We start from the raw sequence: 15,395 nt of genomic DNA, 5'->3' as shown, positions 1-15,395 counted from the left end.
CGGGAATCAGGAGGCGTCGACACCGTCTTCCCCCTCCGATCGGGCGATGATGGCCGCGCCGCACGAGTCGCTGAAGACATTGACCGCCGTGCGGTACATATCCAGCGGGCGGTCGATCGCGAGCATCGTTCCGACAATCAGATCCACCTGTGGCCCGCGCAGGTTCACGGCTTCCAGCACGAGGAAGATAATGACGAGCCCCGCCGACGGCACCGCAGCAGCGCCGATAGACGCCAGAAGCGCCGTGATGACCACGAGCAGCTGCTGCATGAAGCCGAGGTCCGCGCCGAGAACCTGCGCGATGAAGAGCACACCGGCGCACTCGTAGAGGGCCGTGCCGTCCATGTTGACGGTCGCGCCCATCGGCAGTACGAAGCTCGACACGCGGTTCGATACGCCGACGCGGTTCTCCACGGCGCGGATCGTGACGGGGAGCGTGGCGCCCGACGAAGAGGTGGAGAAGGCCATCGCCAGCGGTTCGAGCATGTTGCGGAAGTGGACAGCGGGGCGGATTCGCCCGAGCAGCAGGAGCAACAGCGGAAGCACCACGAACAGATGCAGCGTGAGTCCCGCCGCGATCGTCGCCATGTAGAGCGCCAGCGCCTTGAAGGTGGCGATCCCCGAAGTCCCCGCCACACGGGCAATGAGTCCGAAGACGCCGATCGGTGCGAGCCGGATGACGCCCCCGGTGAGGCGCATCATCGCGCGGAAGGCGGCGTCGAAGAACGCGGTGAGCGTGGTGCGTGGCCGCTCGGGAAGCCCGGCGACGGCGACGCCGAAGAGAATGCAAAAGACGATCAGCGGGAGCATGTCGGGTTTCGCGGCGGATTGGAGGAGGTTGTCGGGGACCATGCTGAGCAGGATGTCCATGACCGATCCCGGCGGCGAGAGCTGGGGGAGTTCGCGTGCGGCCGCGCCCCCGATATCCGCGCCGTCACCCGGACGGATGAGGTTCGTCAGCGAAAGCCCGATGAGAATGGCGAGCGCGCTGGAGAGAAGGTAGTAGCCCATCGTCTTCGTGAAGAGTCGGCGAAGCCCCGCGCCGCCCACCGATGCCACGCCGGAGACAATCGAGGTCACGACCAGCGGCACGATGACCATGCGCAGGAGCCGCACGAAGAGCTGGCCGAGCCATTCCACACGATTCGCAAAAGGCTCCCCGCCGATCACGCCCGCCGCGATCCCGGCGGCCATCGCGAGGAAGATCTGCCAATGAAGCCGGAGGTACCAGCGCGGTGCGGGACGGAGTTCCATGGCGGCGACCCTACCCCGGCGCGCGCGCAATGCGCCACGGGGAAATGGCGGCGTGGGGGGGTGCTTCCGTCATTCCCCGCTGATGGTCACAAGGATGTGACGCGGGCGCGGGTGGCGCCGGTGCTCGAAGAGGTAGAGTCCCTGCCAGGTGCCCAGCCCGGCACGCCCCTCCGTTACGGGAATCGTCTCCGAGGTGGAAGTGAGCGCCGCGCGCAGGTGCGACGGCATGTCGTCCGGCCCTTCGGAAGTGTGCGTGTAGTGCGGGGCGTTCTCCGGCGCCCACCGCCGGAAGCTCTCCTCCAGGTCCTTCCGGGCGGACGGGTCCGCGTTCTCCTGAATCAGAAGGCTGGCGGATGTATGCCGGACGAACACATGGCAGCTCCCGGTGCGGATGCCGCTCCCGGCGATGACGGCGGTGACGCGGTCGCTGATGTCGAAAAGCCCCGGGCCTCCCGCGTCCACCCGGATCTCCCTCTGATAAACCACGAGTCTCCTCCTCGCACGGCGTGGAAAGCCTCCGGAACGAACCCAATCTCGGGTAGAATGCCGGTTCTGGAAAGGGGGATCGTCATGAGACGAGCCGTCGTCCTCCTGAGTGGAGGGCTGGATTCCGCCACGGTGCTCGCGCACGCGCTGGACGCGGGCTTCGAGGCGTATGCGCTCTCCTTTGACTACGGGCAGCGCCACCGGCTGGAGCTGGAGCGCGCGGAGGAGATTGCGCGTGCCTCGGGGGTGGTGCATCGCGTCGTGTGCGTGGATCTGGCCGGTTTCGGGGGGTCGGCGCTGACGGCGGACATCCCGGTCCCGAAGGGCGGCCCCGGGAGCGACGGGGAGATCCCCGTGACCTATGTCCCCGCGCGGAACACGGTCTTCCTTTCGCTGGCGCTGGCATGGGCGGAGACGCTGAATGCGCGGAACCTCTTCATCGGCGTGAACGCGCTGGACTATTCCGGGTATCCGGACTGCCGGGCGGACTTTCTCGAAGCGTTCGAGCGCACCGCGAACCTCGCGACGCGGTTTGGCGTGTCGGCGGGCCCGGACGACCGCATTCGCGTCCACGCGCCGCTCCTTCGCATGACGAAGGCGCAGATCGTGCGGCGGGCCGTGGAACTGGGCGTGGACCTCGCACGAACCACGAGCTGCTACGACCCCTCCCGCTCGGGTACGCCGTGCGGGGAATGCGATGCGTGTGTCCTTCGCGTCCGTGGGTTCGCGGAGGCGGGTGTGCCGGATCCGGCCCTGCCCTCCCGGAAGGAGCGGACACCGTGAGCACGCTCCTCGTTCACGAGATCTACCGGTCGATCCAGGGAGAGTCCACCCGCGCCGGGCGGCCGTGTGTCTTCGTTCGCCTGACCGGCTGCGACCTTCGCTGCGCATGGTGCGATACGGAGCACGCCTTTCACGGGGGGACGCGACGCGCGGTGGAGGACATCGTCGCGGAGGCGCTCGGGCTTGGCGAGGGGCTTGTGCTCGTGACGGGCGGAGAGCCGCTCCTGCAGGAGGCTGTCCACGACCTCCTTCGGCAGCTGCTGGACGCAGGCCGGGAAGTGATGATCGAAACGGGCGGGCACCGTGACATTCGCGGAGTGGACGAACGAGTCCTGCGTGTTGTGGATGTGAAGACACCATCGTCCGGGGAATCGGGGAAGGTCTTCCGCGCGAACTTCGACCCGCCCCGGAAGACGGACGAAGTCAAGTTCGTCATCGCGGACCGGGCGGACTTCGACTGGTCGCTGGGCCGAATCCGGGACTTTCGTCTGGAGGGTCGCTGCACTATTCTCTTCTCGGCCGTGTCGGGTCGTCTGGCTCCGTCGCTTCTGGCGGAGTGGCTTCTGGCGTCCGGCATTGAGGCCACGCTGCAGCTTCAACTGCACCGCATTCTCTGGCCGGGAGTTCTCCGGGAGGTCTGATGTTCGCGATCGAGAAGTCCTTTCGGTTTGAGGCGGCGCACTTGTTGCCGAATGTGCCCGAGGGGCACAAGTGCCGCAGGTTGCACGGGCATTCGTTTCGGGTGGATGTGCGCGTCGCGGGGCCGCTGGGCGCTCAGACCGGCTGGGTCGCCGACTACTCGGACCTGAGCAAGGCCTTCCGCCCGGTTCACGATGCGCTGGACCATCGATATCTGAACGATGTGGAAGGTCTGGAGAACCCGACTTCAGAGGCGATCGCCGGATGGATCTGGAAGGAACTCGCGCCGCGTCTTCCGGGACTTGCGCGGGTCGTTGTCCATGAGACCTGTACTTCGCGGTGCGTGTACGACGGCCCGGACGGAGGGGAACGATGAGCGAACGCGTGGAGACCTTTCCCAACCCGAGCCCGGAGCGGGACTACCGGATCGACATCCGTGCGCCGGAGTGGACCGCGCTCTGCCCGATTACCGGGCAGCCCGACTTCGCGGTGATCGAGATCAGTTACATTCCCGACCGGCTGTGCCTGGAGCTGAAGTCGCTGAAGCTCTACATGCACTCGTTCAGGGACCGCGGCGTTTTCCACGAAGCGGTCACCAACGAGATTCTCGATCATCTCCTGGAGAGCTGCTCGCCCCGCCGGATGCGCGTCCGGGGGGAGTTCAGCGTTCGCGGGGGCATCACGACGGTCGTGACGGCGGAGTATCCATCGCTCGGCAGTGGGGGTGGGGCGCCCCCCGCCTCTGACGACTGACTACCGTCGCACAATCCGCACCGTCTCGACGGTTCGGGCGCCGTCCGATTCGGCAAGAACCCGCGCGAAGTACACGCCCGGCGCAACCGAACTCCCTGACGCGCTGTTTCCGTCCCAGCCGACGCGGCCGTGTTCCCCGTCGACCGACGCGATCTCGCGGCCCGTCACATCAAACACGGAAACGGACACTGCTCCGGATCCCATCTGGAAGGTCATGTTCGCGAATGACGGGTTCGGGAAGACGACGCACGGGGCCTCCGGCTCTCCGGCCGCGGGTCCGGCGAACTGCGAGGCCTGGTTTCCGCTCTGCGCTCCGGGGTGGTCTCCGTTCCACGCCATTTCTTCGGGCGGGTTCGATGCGGCGGGAGCCGGGGGCGGGGCGAACGGACGCTCTCCGTCCCACACCGCCTCTTCCGGGCCGAGGTACGCGCCGCGGCTGTCGCGGTCTCCGTCCCAGGGCTCCTCTTCCCGGTGGAGTTGGGCGTCGAAGTCATCCGCCGGACGGTCGCCGTCCCACGGGATTTCCCGGTTCTCAAGGACCGCATCGGGCGCGCCCGGCGTTTCAGGAAGGACCGGGGGAAAGTCGTCGTCCCAGGGAAGGTCGGTGCGACGGTCGCCGTCCATCGAAAGATCCGTGTATTCAAGTCCGGCTGCGTGGGTGTCGGAGAGACCGGCAATCAGCAGGATCGCTCCCGCGAAAGCCGGGAGAAAGCCGAGAGAGCGGAATCGAAGTGCCACCTTGTCAACCTCCTGCGGTTCATCATTCGAACCGCCTGTTCAGTTTGTGATCAATCGGTCGGCCGCGACTGTCGAAATCGGCCACCCGATGCTGCAAAACCCCGCCGGATTCGCCGGCTGCGTTCTGGAGGAGCCTCTTCCGCAAGGAACGGGCCGAAAGCGCAGAGGTGGAGATTCCATGCATCCGCTGCTACGATGAGACGCCTTCCGATGACCGGGGGCTGCCGGAGCGCGCCTTGAAGAGCGGACCCAGACGCAAACGCACACGAAGAGGAACTCCGCGCTCCCGCGGCGGAAGTCGGGGTCGTATTCGCAGAGGGGACCCCAGACTGGACCATGGGCCATCCCGGGAGAAGATCCTCCGCGGCCGCGACAATGAAGGGGCCGTTCCGGAGGAGGCATCCCGAACCGAGCAGGAGGGCGATGTCCGCTTTGGGCGCGTCGTGTCGCTTCGTCGCCGGGAGGTGAGCGTCGTGCCGGAGGGGGAGGAGCGCGCCATCTCGTGTGCGCTTCGCCGCTCCACTCGTGTGCCGCATCCCGATGCGTCCCCGGTGGCCGTGGGGGACCGCGTGCGGTTTCTCGCCGACGGCGCACCGCCCCATGTCCTGACGGAAGTGCTTCCGCGCGAGACACAGCTCTCCCGCATTCGGCGAGGCCGCGAAGAGCAGGTCTTTTGCGCCAATGTGGATCTGGCGGTGGTGGTCGCCTCCGCGGACCAGCCGCCGTTCAAGCCCCGACTCGTGGACCGCTATCTGGTCGCGGCGGGCCGGGGGGGGCTTTCGCCGGTGCTTGTGCTCAACAAGATGGATCTGTCCTCTCCCCCGGAAGTGGATCGGTTTCTCGCCGTCTACCGGGGGCTCGGGATTCCCTGCGCGGCAGTTTCCGCCGAAACAGGGGAGGGCCTTCCGGAACTTGCGGAGATCCTGGCGGGGAAGACCTCGGTCTTCTCCGGGCAGTCGGGTGTCGGGAAGTCGTCGCTTCTCAATCGCCTGCTCCCGGAAGAGAACATTCCCGTCGGAGATGTTCACGCGCAGACCGGAAAGGGACGGCACACCACCACCAGTTCGATGCTGTACGATTTCCCGTTCGGCGGATCCGTCATCGACACGCCGGGAGTCCGCAGCTTTCTTCTGGCGGTGGGGGGGGAGGAGGATGTCGCTCGGTTCTTCCCCGAGATCGCGGAAGCCGGAGAGTCGTGCGCGTTTTCCAACTGCCGCCATGACGGCGACAAGGGATGCGAGGTGGAAGGTGAGGTCCGGGCAGGGCGCGTGTCACGGGAGCGCCTGGAGAGCTTCCGGACGCTCATGGAAGAGGTTCGCTCCGGGAGTCGTCCCGGAGGGTGACCGATCCTCCTTGTCCTGACGGGGGGGGTCTGGTACACGGAAACGGGTGCGAAGGAGAGAGGCCGTGGAAGTTCTCGAAAGCCATGTCGATCCTTCCTCTCCCGCGTTTGCGGAGAACGAGGAACATCATCGTGGGGTTTCCGCTGAACTCGCCGACCGCATGGATGCGGTGCGCGAAGGAGGGGGTGCGGAACTTCGCGCCCGTCACGAGAAGCGCGGCAAGATCTTCGTGCGGGAGCGCGTGCGGCTTCTTTTGGATGACGGGAGCCCGTTTCTGGAGCTGTCGCCGCTCGCGGCGGACGGCCTCTACGGGGGGGCGGCGCCTGCGGCCGGGATCGTCACGGGGATCGGGCGCGTCGCGGGTCGCGAAGTCATGGTCGTCGCCAACGACGCCACGGTGAAGGGCGGCACCTACCTTCCCATGACGGTGAAGAAGCACCTTCGCGCGCAGGAGATCGCCCGGCAGAACCACCTCCCGTGCATCTATCTCGTGGATTCCGGTGGAGCGTTTCTTCCCCTGCAGGCGGATGTGTTCCCCGACCGGGAGCACTTCGGCCGCATATTCTACAATCAGGCCAGAATGTCGGCGGAAGGGATCCCGCAGGTCGCGGTCGTCATGGGGTCGTGCACGGCAGGCGGCGCCTATGTTCCGGCGATGAGTGACGAAGCCGTCATCGTCAAGGAGCAGGGGACGATCTTCCTCGGCGGGCCGCCGCTCGTGAAGGCGGCCACGGGAGAAGAGGTCACCGCGGAGGAACTCGGTGGCGGAGATGTCCACACGCGCATCTCCGGCGTGGCGGATCACCTGGCAGCGGACGACGGCGAGGCGCTGGAGATCGCGCGGACCATCGTCGGGCATCTGAACCATCGCAAGCCGGACACGGTGGTTCGCGCCGCGCCCGAAGATCCGCTCTACAGTCCCGAGGAGATTCCCGGCATCCTCCCGAAGGATGTGCGGACGCCGTATGACTTCCGAGAAGTCCTTGCGCGCATCCTGGACGGGTCGCGGCTTCACGAGTTCAAACCGCGCTATGGCCGCACGCTCATCGCCGGGTTCGGACACATCCACGGGTTTCCGGTGGCCGTGCTTGCGAACAACGGCGTGCTCTTCTCGGAGAGTTCCCAGAAGGCGGCGCATCTCGTTCAACTCGCCACGCTTCGCCGGACCCCGCTGCTCTTCTTCCAGAACATCACCGGCTACATGGTCGGGAAGGACGCCGAACACGGCGGCATCGCGAAGGATGGCGCGAAGATGGTCCACGCCGTCGCGAACGCTCGCGTGCCACGCATCACGGTGATGGTCGGCGGCAGCTTCGGTGCGGGGAACTACGGCATGTGCGGACGCGCGTACTCACCGCGTTTCCTCTTCATGTGGCCGAATGCGCGCATCAGCGTGATGGGCGGCGAGCAAGCCGCGGAAGTGCTGCGCGCGGTCAAGGTGGCGCAGCTTGCGGCGAAGGGCGTGGAGATGTCGCCCGAAGAGCAGAAGGAGTTCATGCGCCCGATTCTCGAAAAGTACGAAGCGGAAGGCAGCCCGTACTATTCGACTGCGCGTTTGTGGGACGACGGAATCATCGATCCGCGCAACACGCGCGATGTACTGGCGCTGGCGTTGTCCGCGTCGCTCAATGCCCCCGTGCCCGACACGCCCTACGGCGTGTTCCGTATGTGATGGGACTCGTCCGCAGTGGTCGGGAGGGAGGCGTTCTTCGGCTCTCTTTGAATCGGCCCGACGCGCGAAACGCGCTCTCGGCAGCGCTCATTCGGGAACTGACATCCGTGTTGACGGAGGCCGCCGCGGATGAATCCGTGCGCGCGGTCGTGCTTCGCGGCGAAGGTCAGGACCTGTGTGCGGGTGCGGATATCGCGGAGATGAAGGCAACGGGGGCCGCCTCCCGCGAGGAGAATCTGGCCGATGCGCAGACGCTCCAGAGTCTCTTCGAGTCGATCCATGCGTTCCCGCGCCCCGTCATCACGCGTGTTCACGGAAATGTCTTCGGCGGCGGCGTCGGTCTCGTGGCGGCGGCGGACATGGCGATTGCGGAACGCGGCGCGCGCTTCGCCTTTTCCGAGGTCCGGCTGGGAATCCTCCCCGGCGTGATCAGCCCCTATGTCGTGCGCAGAATCGGCGAAGCCAACGCGCGTCGGCTCTTCCTGACGGGAGAGCGGTTCGGAGCAGAGGCGGCGGCGGACATCGGACTGGTGGGTGAGGTCGTGGCGAGCGACGAACTGGACACCGCGGTGGAACGGCTGCTGGCCCTTCTTCTCGCGGGAAGCCCGGACGCGCAGCGGCGCATCAAGGAACTGCTGCGTGCGCTCTCCGGCGCGACGCCGACGGAGGCCGCGGCCAGGACCCCGGCCATGATCGCCCGGGCGCGGGCCTCGGCAGACGGGCAGGAGGGGCTGGCGGCATTCTCGGAGCGCCGCCGCCCGTCGTGGGCTCCGGAGCGGGAGGAGGACGCCTCATGAAGCGCGTACTGGTGGCCAATCGAGGCGAGATCGCGTGCCGGGTGATGGCCGCGCTTCGCGAGGAAGGAATGGACTCGGTCGCTGTCTACAGCGAAGCCGACCGGGAGGCGGCTCATGTTCGCGCGGCGGATCGGGCCGTCGAGATCGGGCCGGAATCGCCTGCGGAGTCGTATCTCAACGCGGAGCGAATCCTCCAGGCCGCACGCGAGGTGGAAGCCGACGCCGTGCATCCGGGTTACGGGTTCCTTGCGGAAAACGCGGACTTTGCCGCGGCGGTGGAGGACGCGGGGCTTGTGTTCATCGGCCCGGCGCCGGAGACGATCGCGCTTCTGGGCGACAAGCGTCGTGCTCGTGCCGCGGCAGTCTCGGCGGGGGTCCCGGTCGTGCCCGGCTGGGAGGGAGATGCGTCCGACATCGCCGGTGCGACCGCAGCGGCGGAGGACATGGGCTGGCCCGTGCTTGTGAAGGCGGCGCTCGGCGGCGGCGGCAAGGGAATGGCGCGCGTCGAGTCCGCGGGCGAACTGGCGAGCGCCATGGAAGGCGCGGCCCGGGTGGCGTCGTCCGCGTTCGGCGATGCGTCGCTCTATCTGGAGAAGTGGATCGCCCGGCCACGCCATGTAGAGGTGCAGGTTCTCGGAGACGGGCGCGGCGGGGTCGTCCACCTGTTCGAGCGCGAGTGCACGCTCCAGCGGCGTCATCAGAAGATCGTGGAGGAGTCCCCGTCGCCCGCGCTTGGGGATCGGCTCCGCACCGCGCTCACCGATGCCGCAGTGGCCGTCGCGCGGGAGGCCGCATACCGATCGGCCGGAACCTGCGAGTTCCTGCTCGATCCGAATGGCGGATTCTACTTTCTGGAAGTGAACGCGCGCATTCAGGTGGAGCATCCGGTTACCGAACTCGTGACGGGACGGGATCTCGTGCGGGAGCAGCTTCGGATGGCCGTTACCGGAGAACTCGGCTTCGCGCAGGAGGAGGTCACGCGGCACGGCGCCGCCGTGGAAGCGCGTCTCTACGCGGAAGATCCCGACGATGCCTTCCTGCCGCGTGCCGGCGAACTCCTGCGCGTGGAGTTCCCCCGGCGGCCGTGGTTGCGTGTGGACTCCGGCGTGGCCACGGGAGACTGCGTGTCGTCTTCGTACGATCCGATGCTCGCGAAGGTGATCACCTGGGGCGCGGATCGTGCGGAAGCGTGGTGGCGGCTGCGCCTTGCGCTCGACGAAACCGTGATCCACGGGCCGGGCACGAACCTGCCGTTCCTGCGTGACCTTCTCGCGGACGACGCGGTGGCGTCCGGGGAGTACCACACCACCATGGTGGAAGAGGAGTTCCTGCCGCGTCGCGCTGAAGAGAAGGAAGGTACGGCGGATCTTCTTCTGGTGGCCGCCGCTCTTGCGGATTCGATGAACCTGGCCGCGGGGGGGGCGGGCACCGATCGCGCGAAGGGGGCACCCGCCCATCCCGATCCGTGGGACACGATGGTCGGTTGGCGTCTTCGCGGACGCGCGGGAGGTGGCTCGTGAAGCTCGTCTTTCGCTCGGGAGGGGAAGACCGGGAAGTGCGCGTGGAGACCACGCCCGACGGCGCGGCGTTCGTGGAGTCGGGGGAGCTTTCCGGGGAGTTCCGCGCCACGCCGCTTGGCCCGGGCGCGTTCCGGATGACGGGTGCCGGGGGGTCGTGGCGCGTGCGCGTGGACGCCGCGGATTCCGCGCGCCATGTGACCATCCTCGGCGAAGGGCACGCCGTCCTGGAGAAGGGGGGCGGGCGTCCGCGTCGCCATGAAGTTCCCGAGGGCGGACTCGTTTCGCCCATGCCGGGCACCGTGACGGAAGTGCATGTCTCGGTCGGGGAAGAGGTGGCGAACGGGCAGGCTCTCCTCGCGGTCGAGGCGATGAAGATGGAGATCGCAGTGACGGCGCCCTTCGCGGGAACCGTCACTGCGCTGCATGTGGCCGCCGGAGACCCCTGCGACGCGGATCAGGTTCTGGCGGAAGTGGAGCCTGTCGGGAGCGAGGAATGAGCGCGCCGCTTCCCGAGCGGGTGCGTGTGGTGGAGGTCGGGCCGCGGGACGGACTGCAGAACGAACCCCGTGCGCTTGGGACCCGCGTGAAGCTGGACTTCGTCGAAGCACTGGCGGAATCCGGACTGACCGACATCGAGGTGAGCAGTTTCGTTCGGCCCGATCGCGTGCCGCAACTCGCGGACGCGGACGAGGTCTTCGCCGCACTGGACGAGAAGCCGGGCGTGCGCTACTGGGCGCTTGTCCCCAACGAGACCGGACTCCGTCGGGCACTGGAAGTCGGGGTGCGCCACATCGCCGTGCTGGCGTCGGCGACGGAGGGCTTCTCCCGTGCGAATGTGAACGCAGGTGCGGGTGAAGCACTGACGAGTCTGGAGCCGGTCGTTGCGTTGGCTCGGCACGCGGGGGCGGAGGTCCGCGGCTATGTCTCCACGGTGTTCGGGTGCCCCTACGATGGAGAGGTCCCCCCCCGGCAGGCCGCCCGCGCGACGAAGGCGCTCTTCGACATGGGGTGCTCAGAAGTGTCGCTGGGCGATACCATCGGCGTGGCGGTGCCGACGGACATTCCCCGCGTGCTGGAGGCGCACGACGCGGCCGGTGTGGAGCGAAGCCGCCTCGCGCTGCATCTGCATGACACGCGCGGAACGGCGCTCGCGAATGTCTGGGCGGGGCTGACGGAAGGGATCACGGTGTTCGATGCCTCTGCCGGGGGGCTGGGGGGGTGCCCCTTCGCTCCGGGCGCGGCGGGCAACCTGGCGACGGAGGATCTCCTCCACCTCCTCCACGGGACGGGAATCGGGACGGAGGCGTCCCTTTCGGGTGTCGCGCGCGCATCCGGCCTCATCGGGCGGGAACTGGCTCACCCGCTCCCCTCCCGTGCCCTCGCCGCCTTCCGGGGCAGCAGGGGGCGGGCATCCGACTCCTGAGTGTGGTAGAATACCTGCGGTGCGCTGCCACCCCGGCGGCACCGCACTCACGGGTATGAACCCGTGCCTCCCCGCCGGTCAGGAACCGCCCATGTTTCGCACGCATTCTCGCATTGCGGTCCTCGCAGTTCTCCTGTCGGTGGCGCTGTCCGGTTCGGCGGATGCGCTCCGGCTCATGACCTTCAACATCCTGAACTACTCCTCGGGCAGGGAAGCGGATTTCCGAACCGTCATCGCGGATGCCCAGCCGGATGTGCTGGTGGTGCAGGAGATTCTCTCGCAGAGCGGGGTGGATCGTTATCTCTCGCAGGTGCTGAATACGCTGGAGCCGGGTGAATGGGCGGCCGGCCCGTTTGTGAACGGCTACGACACCGACAACGGGATCTTCTACCGAACTTCCAGCGCGCAGTTCATTTCCCACTATGTGGTCGGGACCGCACTTCGCGACATCGACGAATGGACGATCCGCCCGGCAGGCGTGACCAGCCCGTCGGCGAATGTCCGCCTCTATGTCGTGCATCTGAAGGCGAGCCAGGGTTCGTCGAATCAGGCGAAGCGTCTTGCGGAAGTGACCGCCATGCGAACGCGCATGGAGACCTTCCCGGCGGGGGAGACGTATTGCGTGATCGGAGACTTCAACATCTACTACAGCTCGGAATCCGCCTATCAGTACATGCTCTCCACGGGCGGGGGGACGGCGGGTGTGGTGCAGGATCCCATTTCGTCACCGGGGAACTGGCATAACAACGCCGGGATGTCGTGGATCCACACGCAGTCGCCCCGAACCACGCAGTTCGGCGGCGGGGCGAATGGCGGCATGGATGATCGCTTCGACATCATTCTCGTGTCGCCCGCTTTCCAGGACGGGCAGGGCTGGGATGTGCTCCCGGCTACCTACACCTCGCACGGGAATGACGGGCTGCACTACAATGTCGCGCTGACGGACCCCCCGACGAACGGGGTCGTCCCGCAGGCGGTCGCGCAGGCCATTCACGATTGTTCCGATCACCTGCCGGTCTATGTGGACCTGGAGATCCCGGCGGTCCTCTCCGTCCCGTCGTCTTTGAATCTGGGACGCGCAGTCACGGGAGGGTCCGCATCGGCGGATCTGGCCGTGGCGAACGCCGCCCTCCCCCCGGCGGACGATCTGGACTACTCGCTCTCTTCCGGCGGCTCGTTCTCCGCGCCGGGCGGGTCGTTTGTCGCGGCGGCGGGCGTTCCGGGGAATGCGCACGCAGTCGCGTTGACCGAAACGACTCCGGGGGATTACGCCGGCTCCGTCACCGTCACCTCGGACGACCCGGATCACCCGGCGGAGGCGGTCGCGCTTTCCGGCACCGTGGTGGCGCACGCCCGTCCGAGTACGAGCGCCGGGTCGGAGACGGCTTCGGAGAGCGTGGACTTCGGCGTTCAGCTTCCGGGCGCGTTTCTCGAAGCGGCTGCTCTCGTGCACAACTTCGGCTACGGATCTCTTCAAGCGCTTCTGGAAGTGGATGGCGCGTCGCTTACCGGAGACCCGCGCTTTTCGCTGGTGGCGGGGTCGGTTCCGCAGACCGTGGGCGGAAGTCCGGCGCTGTGGAGCGTGGAGTTCGATGGCTCCGGCGCTCCCGGGGGGCTTTATGAAGCCTCGCTCACGCTGTCCACGCGGGACGAACCGGGGCTTTCCGGCGCCACGGGCCTTACGGATGTGGTCTGGAACTTCACCGTGACCATCTCCGGCGACGGAACCGGCGTGGAGCTGGAGACCGGTCCGACGAGAGCGGGTTTCGTGTGGGTGGCTCCCAACCCCTTCCGTGCGGACACCGGCATTCAGTACGGGCTGGAGCAGCCGGGTGCGGTCTCGCTCCAGATTCACGACATTGCCGGGCGGCTCGTGCGGACGCTGGTGAAGCAGTCCGAGGGTCGCGGCGACCACACGGTTCGCTGGGACGGACGCGATGCCCGCCACCGGATGATGGCGCCCGGGATCTACTTCGCCCGCCTCACCACTCCGGACGGGTCGGATGTGCGACGGATTGTCCGCATCCGCTGACCATTCGCCGGAACGACGTCGTCGGTCGGCACTGGATGTCGACCGACGGCGCTTCACGCACCGCACTCTCCGCACTCTCCGCCACGGATGTCCCCCGGCGATCTGATTGCGCCGTCTGCTCAGCCTCTGCCCTCTCCCCGAACTTCGCTGGCACGCAGTTTGCGTTCAACATTGCGCAGGCAATGCCTACGCGCTCGCGTGGCCCGGAAAGGGCCTTACAGCGGGATCTCGCCGCGGTGAGTGTTTCGCGACAATGCGCGGTCCCGACTCTCCGGAATCGCGACCGGAGATCAGGCCATCTTCATTCGGCGAGATGACTTCGCGAAAGTCGGGGGGTATCCCGCGATCCCGGTCATGGAGGATGTTGCCGTGAGTCGCGCCCTCAAGCGGCTGAGTCCACCCTTGTGCATTCGGGAACCGGTTGTGACTTCCAGTCGCCGCTGGGAGGAGAACGGCGTCTTCCGAACCATCCTCCTCATGTGGCGTCTTCGTCTGGCCTACGCGCTCGGGGTCGGCCCGGCTCAACTTGCCAGGCTCTACCGGGACTGAACTCCGTCAGCGCTTCACCGTCATGCTGGAGAGCAGTTTCTCGTTCGTGGGATAGCGGGAGAGCAGTTCCAGCAGGAAACTCATGGCTTCATGGGGTTTCATGGCCGTCATGTGTCGGCGAAGCAGGTGGATGCGGCCGAGAGCCTCGGCGTTCTCCAGCTTTTCTTCCTTCCGGGTTCCGGACTTCTCAATGTCCACGCACGGGAAGATGCGCTTTGTGAAGAGTTCACGGGAGAGGAACAGTTCCATGTTCCCGGTGCCCTTGAACTCTTGAAAGATGACTTCGTCCATTCGGGAACCCGTGTCAATCAGTGCCGTGGCGACAATCGTCAGGCTGCCCCCGTCTTCGATTTTGCGGGCCGAGCCGAAGATCTGACGCGGGACGAGCATGGTCTGAGAGTCCAGCCCGCCGGAAAGTGTCCGCCCGCCGGAATCCACCATGGTGTTGTATGCGCGGGCCAGTCTTGTGATGGAGTCCAGAAGCAGAACGACATCCTCGCCCTTGAGGACATGCTCAAGCGCTTCATTGACGCACGCTTCGGAGACCTGGATGTGGTCGCCCGTGGACATGTCACTGGAGGCCGCGCGCACTTCGGCGGTGGTGTTCCTGCGGAAGTGTGTGACCTCTTCCGGGCGCTCGTCCACAAGGAGCACATACCGTCTGATGTCCGGGTGATTCTCGCCGATCGCGTTCGCCATGTTGATGAGAAGCGTGGTCTTTCCCGCCATGGGTGGCGCGACAATCAGGCAGCGTTGTCCGCGCCCGATGGGAGTGACCAGGTCCAGCACCCGGGTGGTGACCTCCTCCGGCGTGGTCTCCATCCGGAGGCGCTCGAACGGGTCGATGCTGATGCCCTGCTGAAGGAGCTTGAGCGCCGGGATCTCGCCGATCGGGACGCGCGGTTTCCGGGCACCTCCCGAGCGGCGGCGTCCTCCGGAGGAACCGTTCCCCCGGCGGGTATTCCCCTGTCCGCGTGTCGTGCCGTCTGCCGCGCGCGAATCGTAGATGCCCCCTCGCGAACGGGAGGGGTTGCGCGAGTTCCCGGAGTTGCCGGAGTTCCCGGAGCGTCGGTTCCCGGAGTTGCCGCCGCGCCGGTTGCCGTCGGCTCCTCCGGCGTTTCCGCTCTGGGGCGAACCCTCGCCGGAGCGTTTTGGGGAGTTTCCCCTCTGAGACGAGCGCGACCTGCGCGAACGCGATCTGCGGGAACGCTGGTTGGAGTTGGGTTGGGTCAAGAGTTCTCCACGGCATCGGCGGGGACCGAGCCGGACTGGTAGGGGTGATCCGTTGCGGGAGTGTATCCCGCGCTGAAGTGCTTTGCCATCAATCCTGTCGTTCTCATCAGGCCGTCACGCGGAGCGCACCAAGACGCGCAGGCGAGGAACTCGGCCGGGAACAAGGAACTTGC

Annotated in this window: 13 protein-coding genes and 2 pseudogenes; 11 read left to right on the top strand and 4 right to left on the bottom strand. The window is 66.9% G+C overall.

Going from position 1 to position 15,395, the window contains the following annotated elements:
* Nucleotides 1–6: 6 nt before the first annotated feature.
* Nucleotides 7–1,254, bottom strand: a complete 1,248-nt coding sequence (locus QF819_07035) for a dicarboxylate/amino acid:cation symporter (protein MDP6802913.1) — start codon at nt 1,252–1,254, stop codon at nt 7–9.
* 69 nt (nt 1,255–1,323) lie between these two features.
* Nucleotides 1,324–1,740: a secondary thiamine-phosphate synthase enzyme YjbQ gene (locus QF819_07030; protein ID MDP6802912.1), complete on the bottom strand. Its 417-nt coding sequence runs from the start codon at nt 1,738–1,740 to the stop codon at nt 1,324–1,326.
* A gap of 84 nt (nt 1,741–1,824) precedes the next feature.
* Between QF819_07030 and queC the strand changes: the two genes are divergently transcribed.
* The 4 genes from queC to queF are packed head-to-tail and all read left to right on the top strand — an operon-like array spanning nt 1,825 to nt 3,915.
* The gene (queC, locus tag QF819_07025; protein ID MDP6802911.1) at nt 1,825–2,523 is read left to right on the top strand and encodes a 7-cyano-7-deazaguanine synthase QueC; all 699 of its coding nucleotides are present in this window, start codon (nt 1,825–1,827) and stop codon (nt 2,521–2,523) included.
* Nucleotides 2,520–3,164 carry a radical SAM protein gene (locus tag QF819_07020; protein MDP6802910.1) on the top strand — a complete coding sequence of 215 codons (645 nt, stop codon included), beginning with the start codon at nt 2,520–2,522 and terminating at the stop codon, nt 3,162–3,164. Before queC ends, QF819_07020 begins: the two co-directional genes overlap by 4 nt.
* Nucleotides 3,164–3,538, top strand: a complete 375-nt coding sequence (gene queD, locus QF819_07015; GenBank protein MDP6802909.1) for a 6-carboxytetrahydropterin synthase QueD — start codon at nt 3,164–3,166, stop codon at nt 3,536–3,538. The genes QF819_07020 and queD overlap by 1 nt, the downstream gene beginning before the upstream one ends.
* Nucleotides 3,535–3,915, top strand: a complete 381-nt coding sequence (gene queF, locus QF819_07010; GenBank protein MDP6802908.1) for a preQ(1) synthase — start codon at nt 3,535–3,537, stop codon at nt 3,913–3,915. Before queD ends, queF begins: the two co-directional genes overlap by 4 nt.
* Here the strand turns inward: queF and QF819_07005 are convergent, their stop codons facing one another.
* The gene (locus QF819_07005; GenBank protein ID MDP6802907.1) at nt 3,916–4,653 is read right to left on the bottom strand and encodes a T9SS type A sorting domain-containing protein; all 738 of its coding nucleotides are present in this window, start codon (nt 4,651–4,653) and stop codon (nt 3,916–3,918) included.
* Between the two features lie 443 nt (nt 4,654–5,096).
* Here QF819_07005 and rsgA point away from each other — a divergent pair, with 443 nt between their 5' ends.
* The 7 genes and pseudogenes from rsgA to QF819_06970 all read left to right on the top strand — a co-directional run bounded on the left by rsgA (nt 5,097) and on the right by QF819_06970 (nt 13,989).
* The gene (gene rsgA, locus QF819_07000; GenBank protein MDP6802906.1) at nt 5,097–5,996 is read left to right on the top strand and encodes a ribosome small subunit-dependent GTPase A; all 900 of its coding nucleotides are present in this window, start codon (nt 5,097–5,099) and stop codon (nt 5,994–5,996) included.
* Nucleotides 5,997–6,060: 64 nt separating this feature from the next.
* A complete protein-coding gene (locus QF819_06995; GenBank protein MDP6802905.1) occupies nt 6,061–7,668 on the top strand; it encodes a carboxyl transferase domain-containing protein in 1,608 nt (535 codons plus the stop codon).
* Nucleotides 7,668–8,465: an enoyl-CoA hydratase-related protein gene (locus tag QF819_06990; protein MDP6802904.1), complete on the top strand. Its 798-nt coding sequence runs from the start codon at nt 7,668–7,670 to the stop codon at nt 8,463–8,465. Before QF819_06995 ends, QF819_06990 begins: the two co-directional genes overlap by 1 nt.
* Nucleotides 8,462–10,482: pseudogene (locus QF819_06985) on the top strand (biotin carboxylase N-terminal domain-containing protein). Before QF819_06990 ends, QF819_06985 begins: the two are co-directional and overlap by 4 nt.
* Nucleotides 10,479–11,408: a hydroxymethylglutaryl-CoA lyase gene (locus QF819_06980; GenBank protein ID MDP6802903.1), complete on the top strand. Its 930-nt coding sequence runs from the start codon at nt 10,479–10,481 to the stop codon at nt 11,406–11,408. The pseudogene QF819_06985 and the gene QF819_06980 overlap by 4 nt, the downstream one beginning before the upstream one ends.
* Nucleotides 11,409–11,499: 91 nt before the next feature.
* On the top strand, nt 11,500–13,440 hold the full coding sequence (locus QF819_06975; GenBank protein MDP6802902.1) for a T9SS type A sorting domain-containing protein: 1,941 nt from the start codon (nt 11,500–11,502) through the stop codon (nt 13,438–13,440).
* Between the two features lie 252 nt (nt 13,441–13,692).
* A pseudogene (locus tag QF819_06970) lies at nt 13,693–13,989 on the top strand (glycosyl transferase).
* Between the two features lie 6 nt (nt 13,990–13,995).
* Here QF819_06970 and rho read toward each other — a convergent pair.
* Nucleotides 13,996–15,222, bottom strand: a complete 1,227-nt coding sequence (gene rho, locus QF819_06965; GenBank protein ID MDP6802901.1) for a transcription termination factor Rho — start codon at nt 15,220–15,222, stop codon at nt 13,996–13,998.
* Between the last annotated feature and the right edge of the window lie 173 nt (nt 15,223–15,395).

This window comes from Gemmatimonadota bacterium (assembly GCA_030747075.1).
GTDB lineage: Bacteria > ARS69 > ARS69 > ARS69 > ARS69 > ARS69.
The sequence above is the reverse complement of the archived record's forward strand: the minus strand, read 5'-3'. Positions and strand labels throughout refer to the sequence as shown.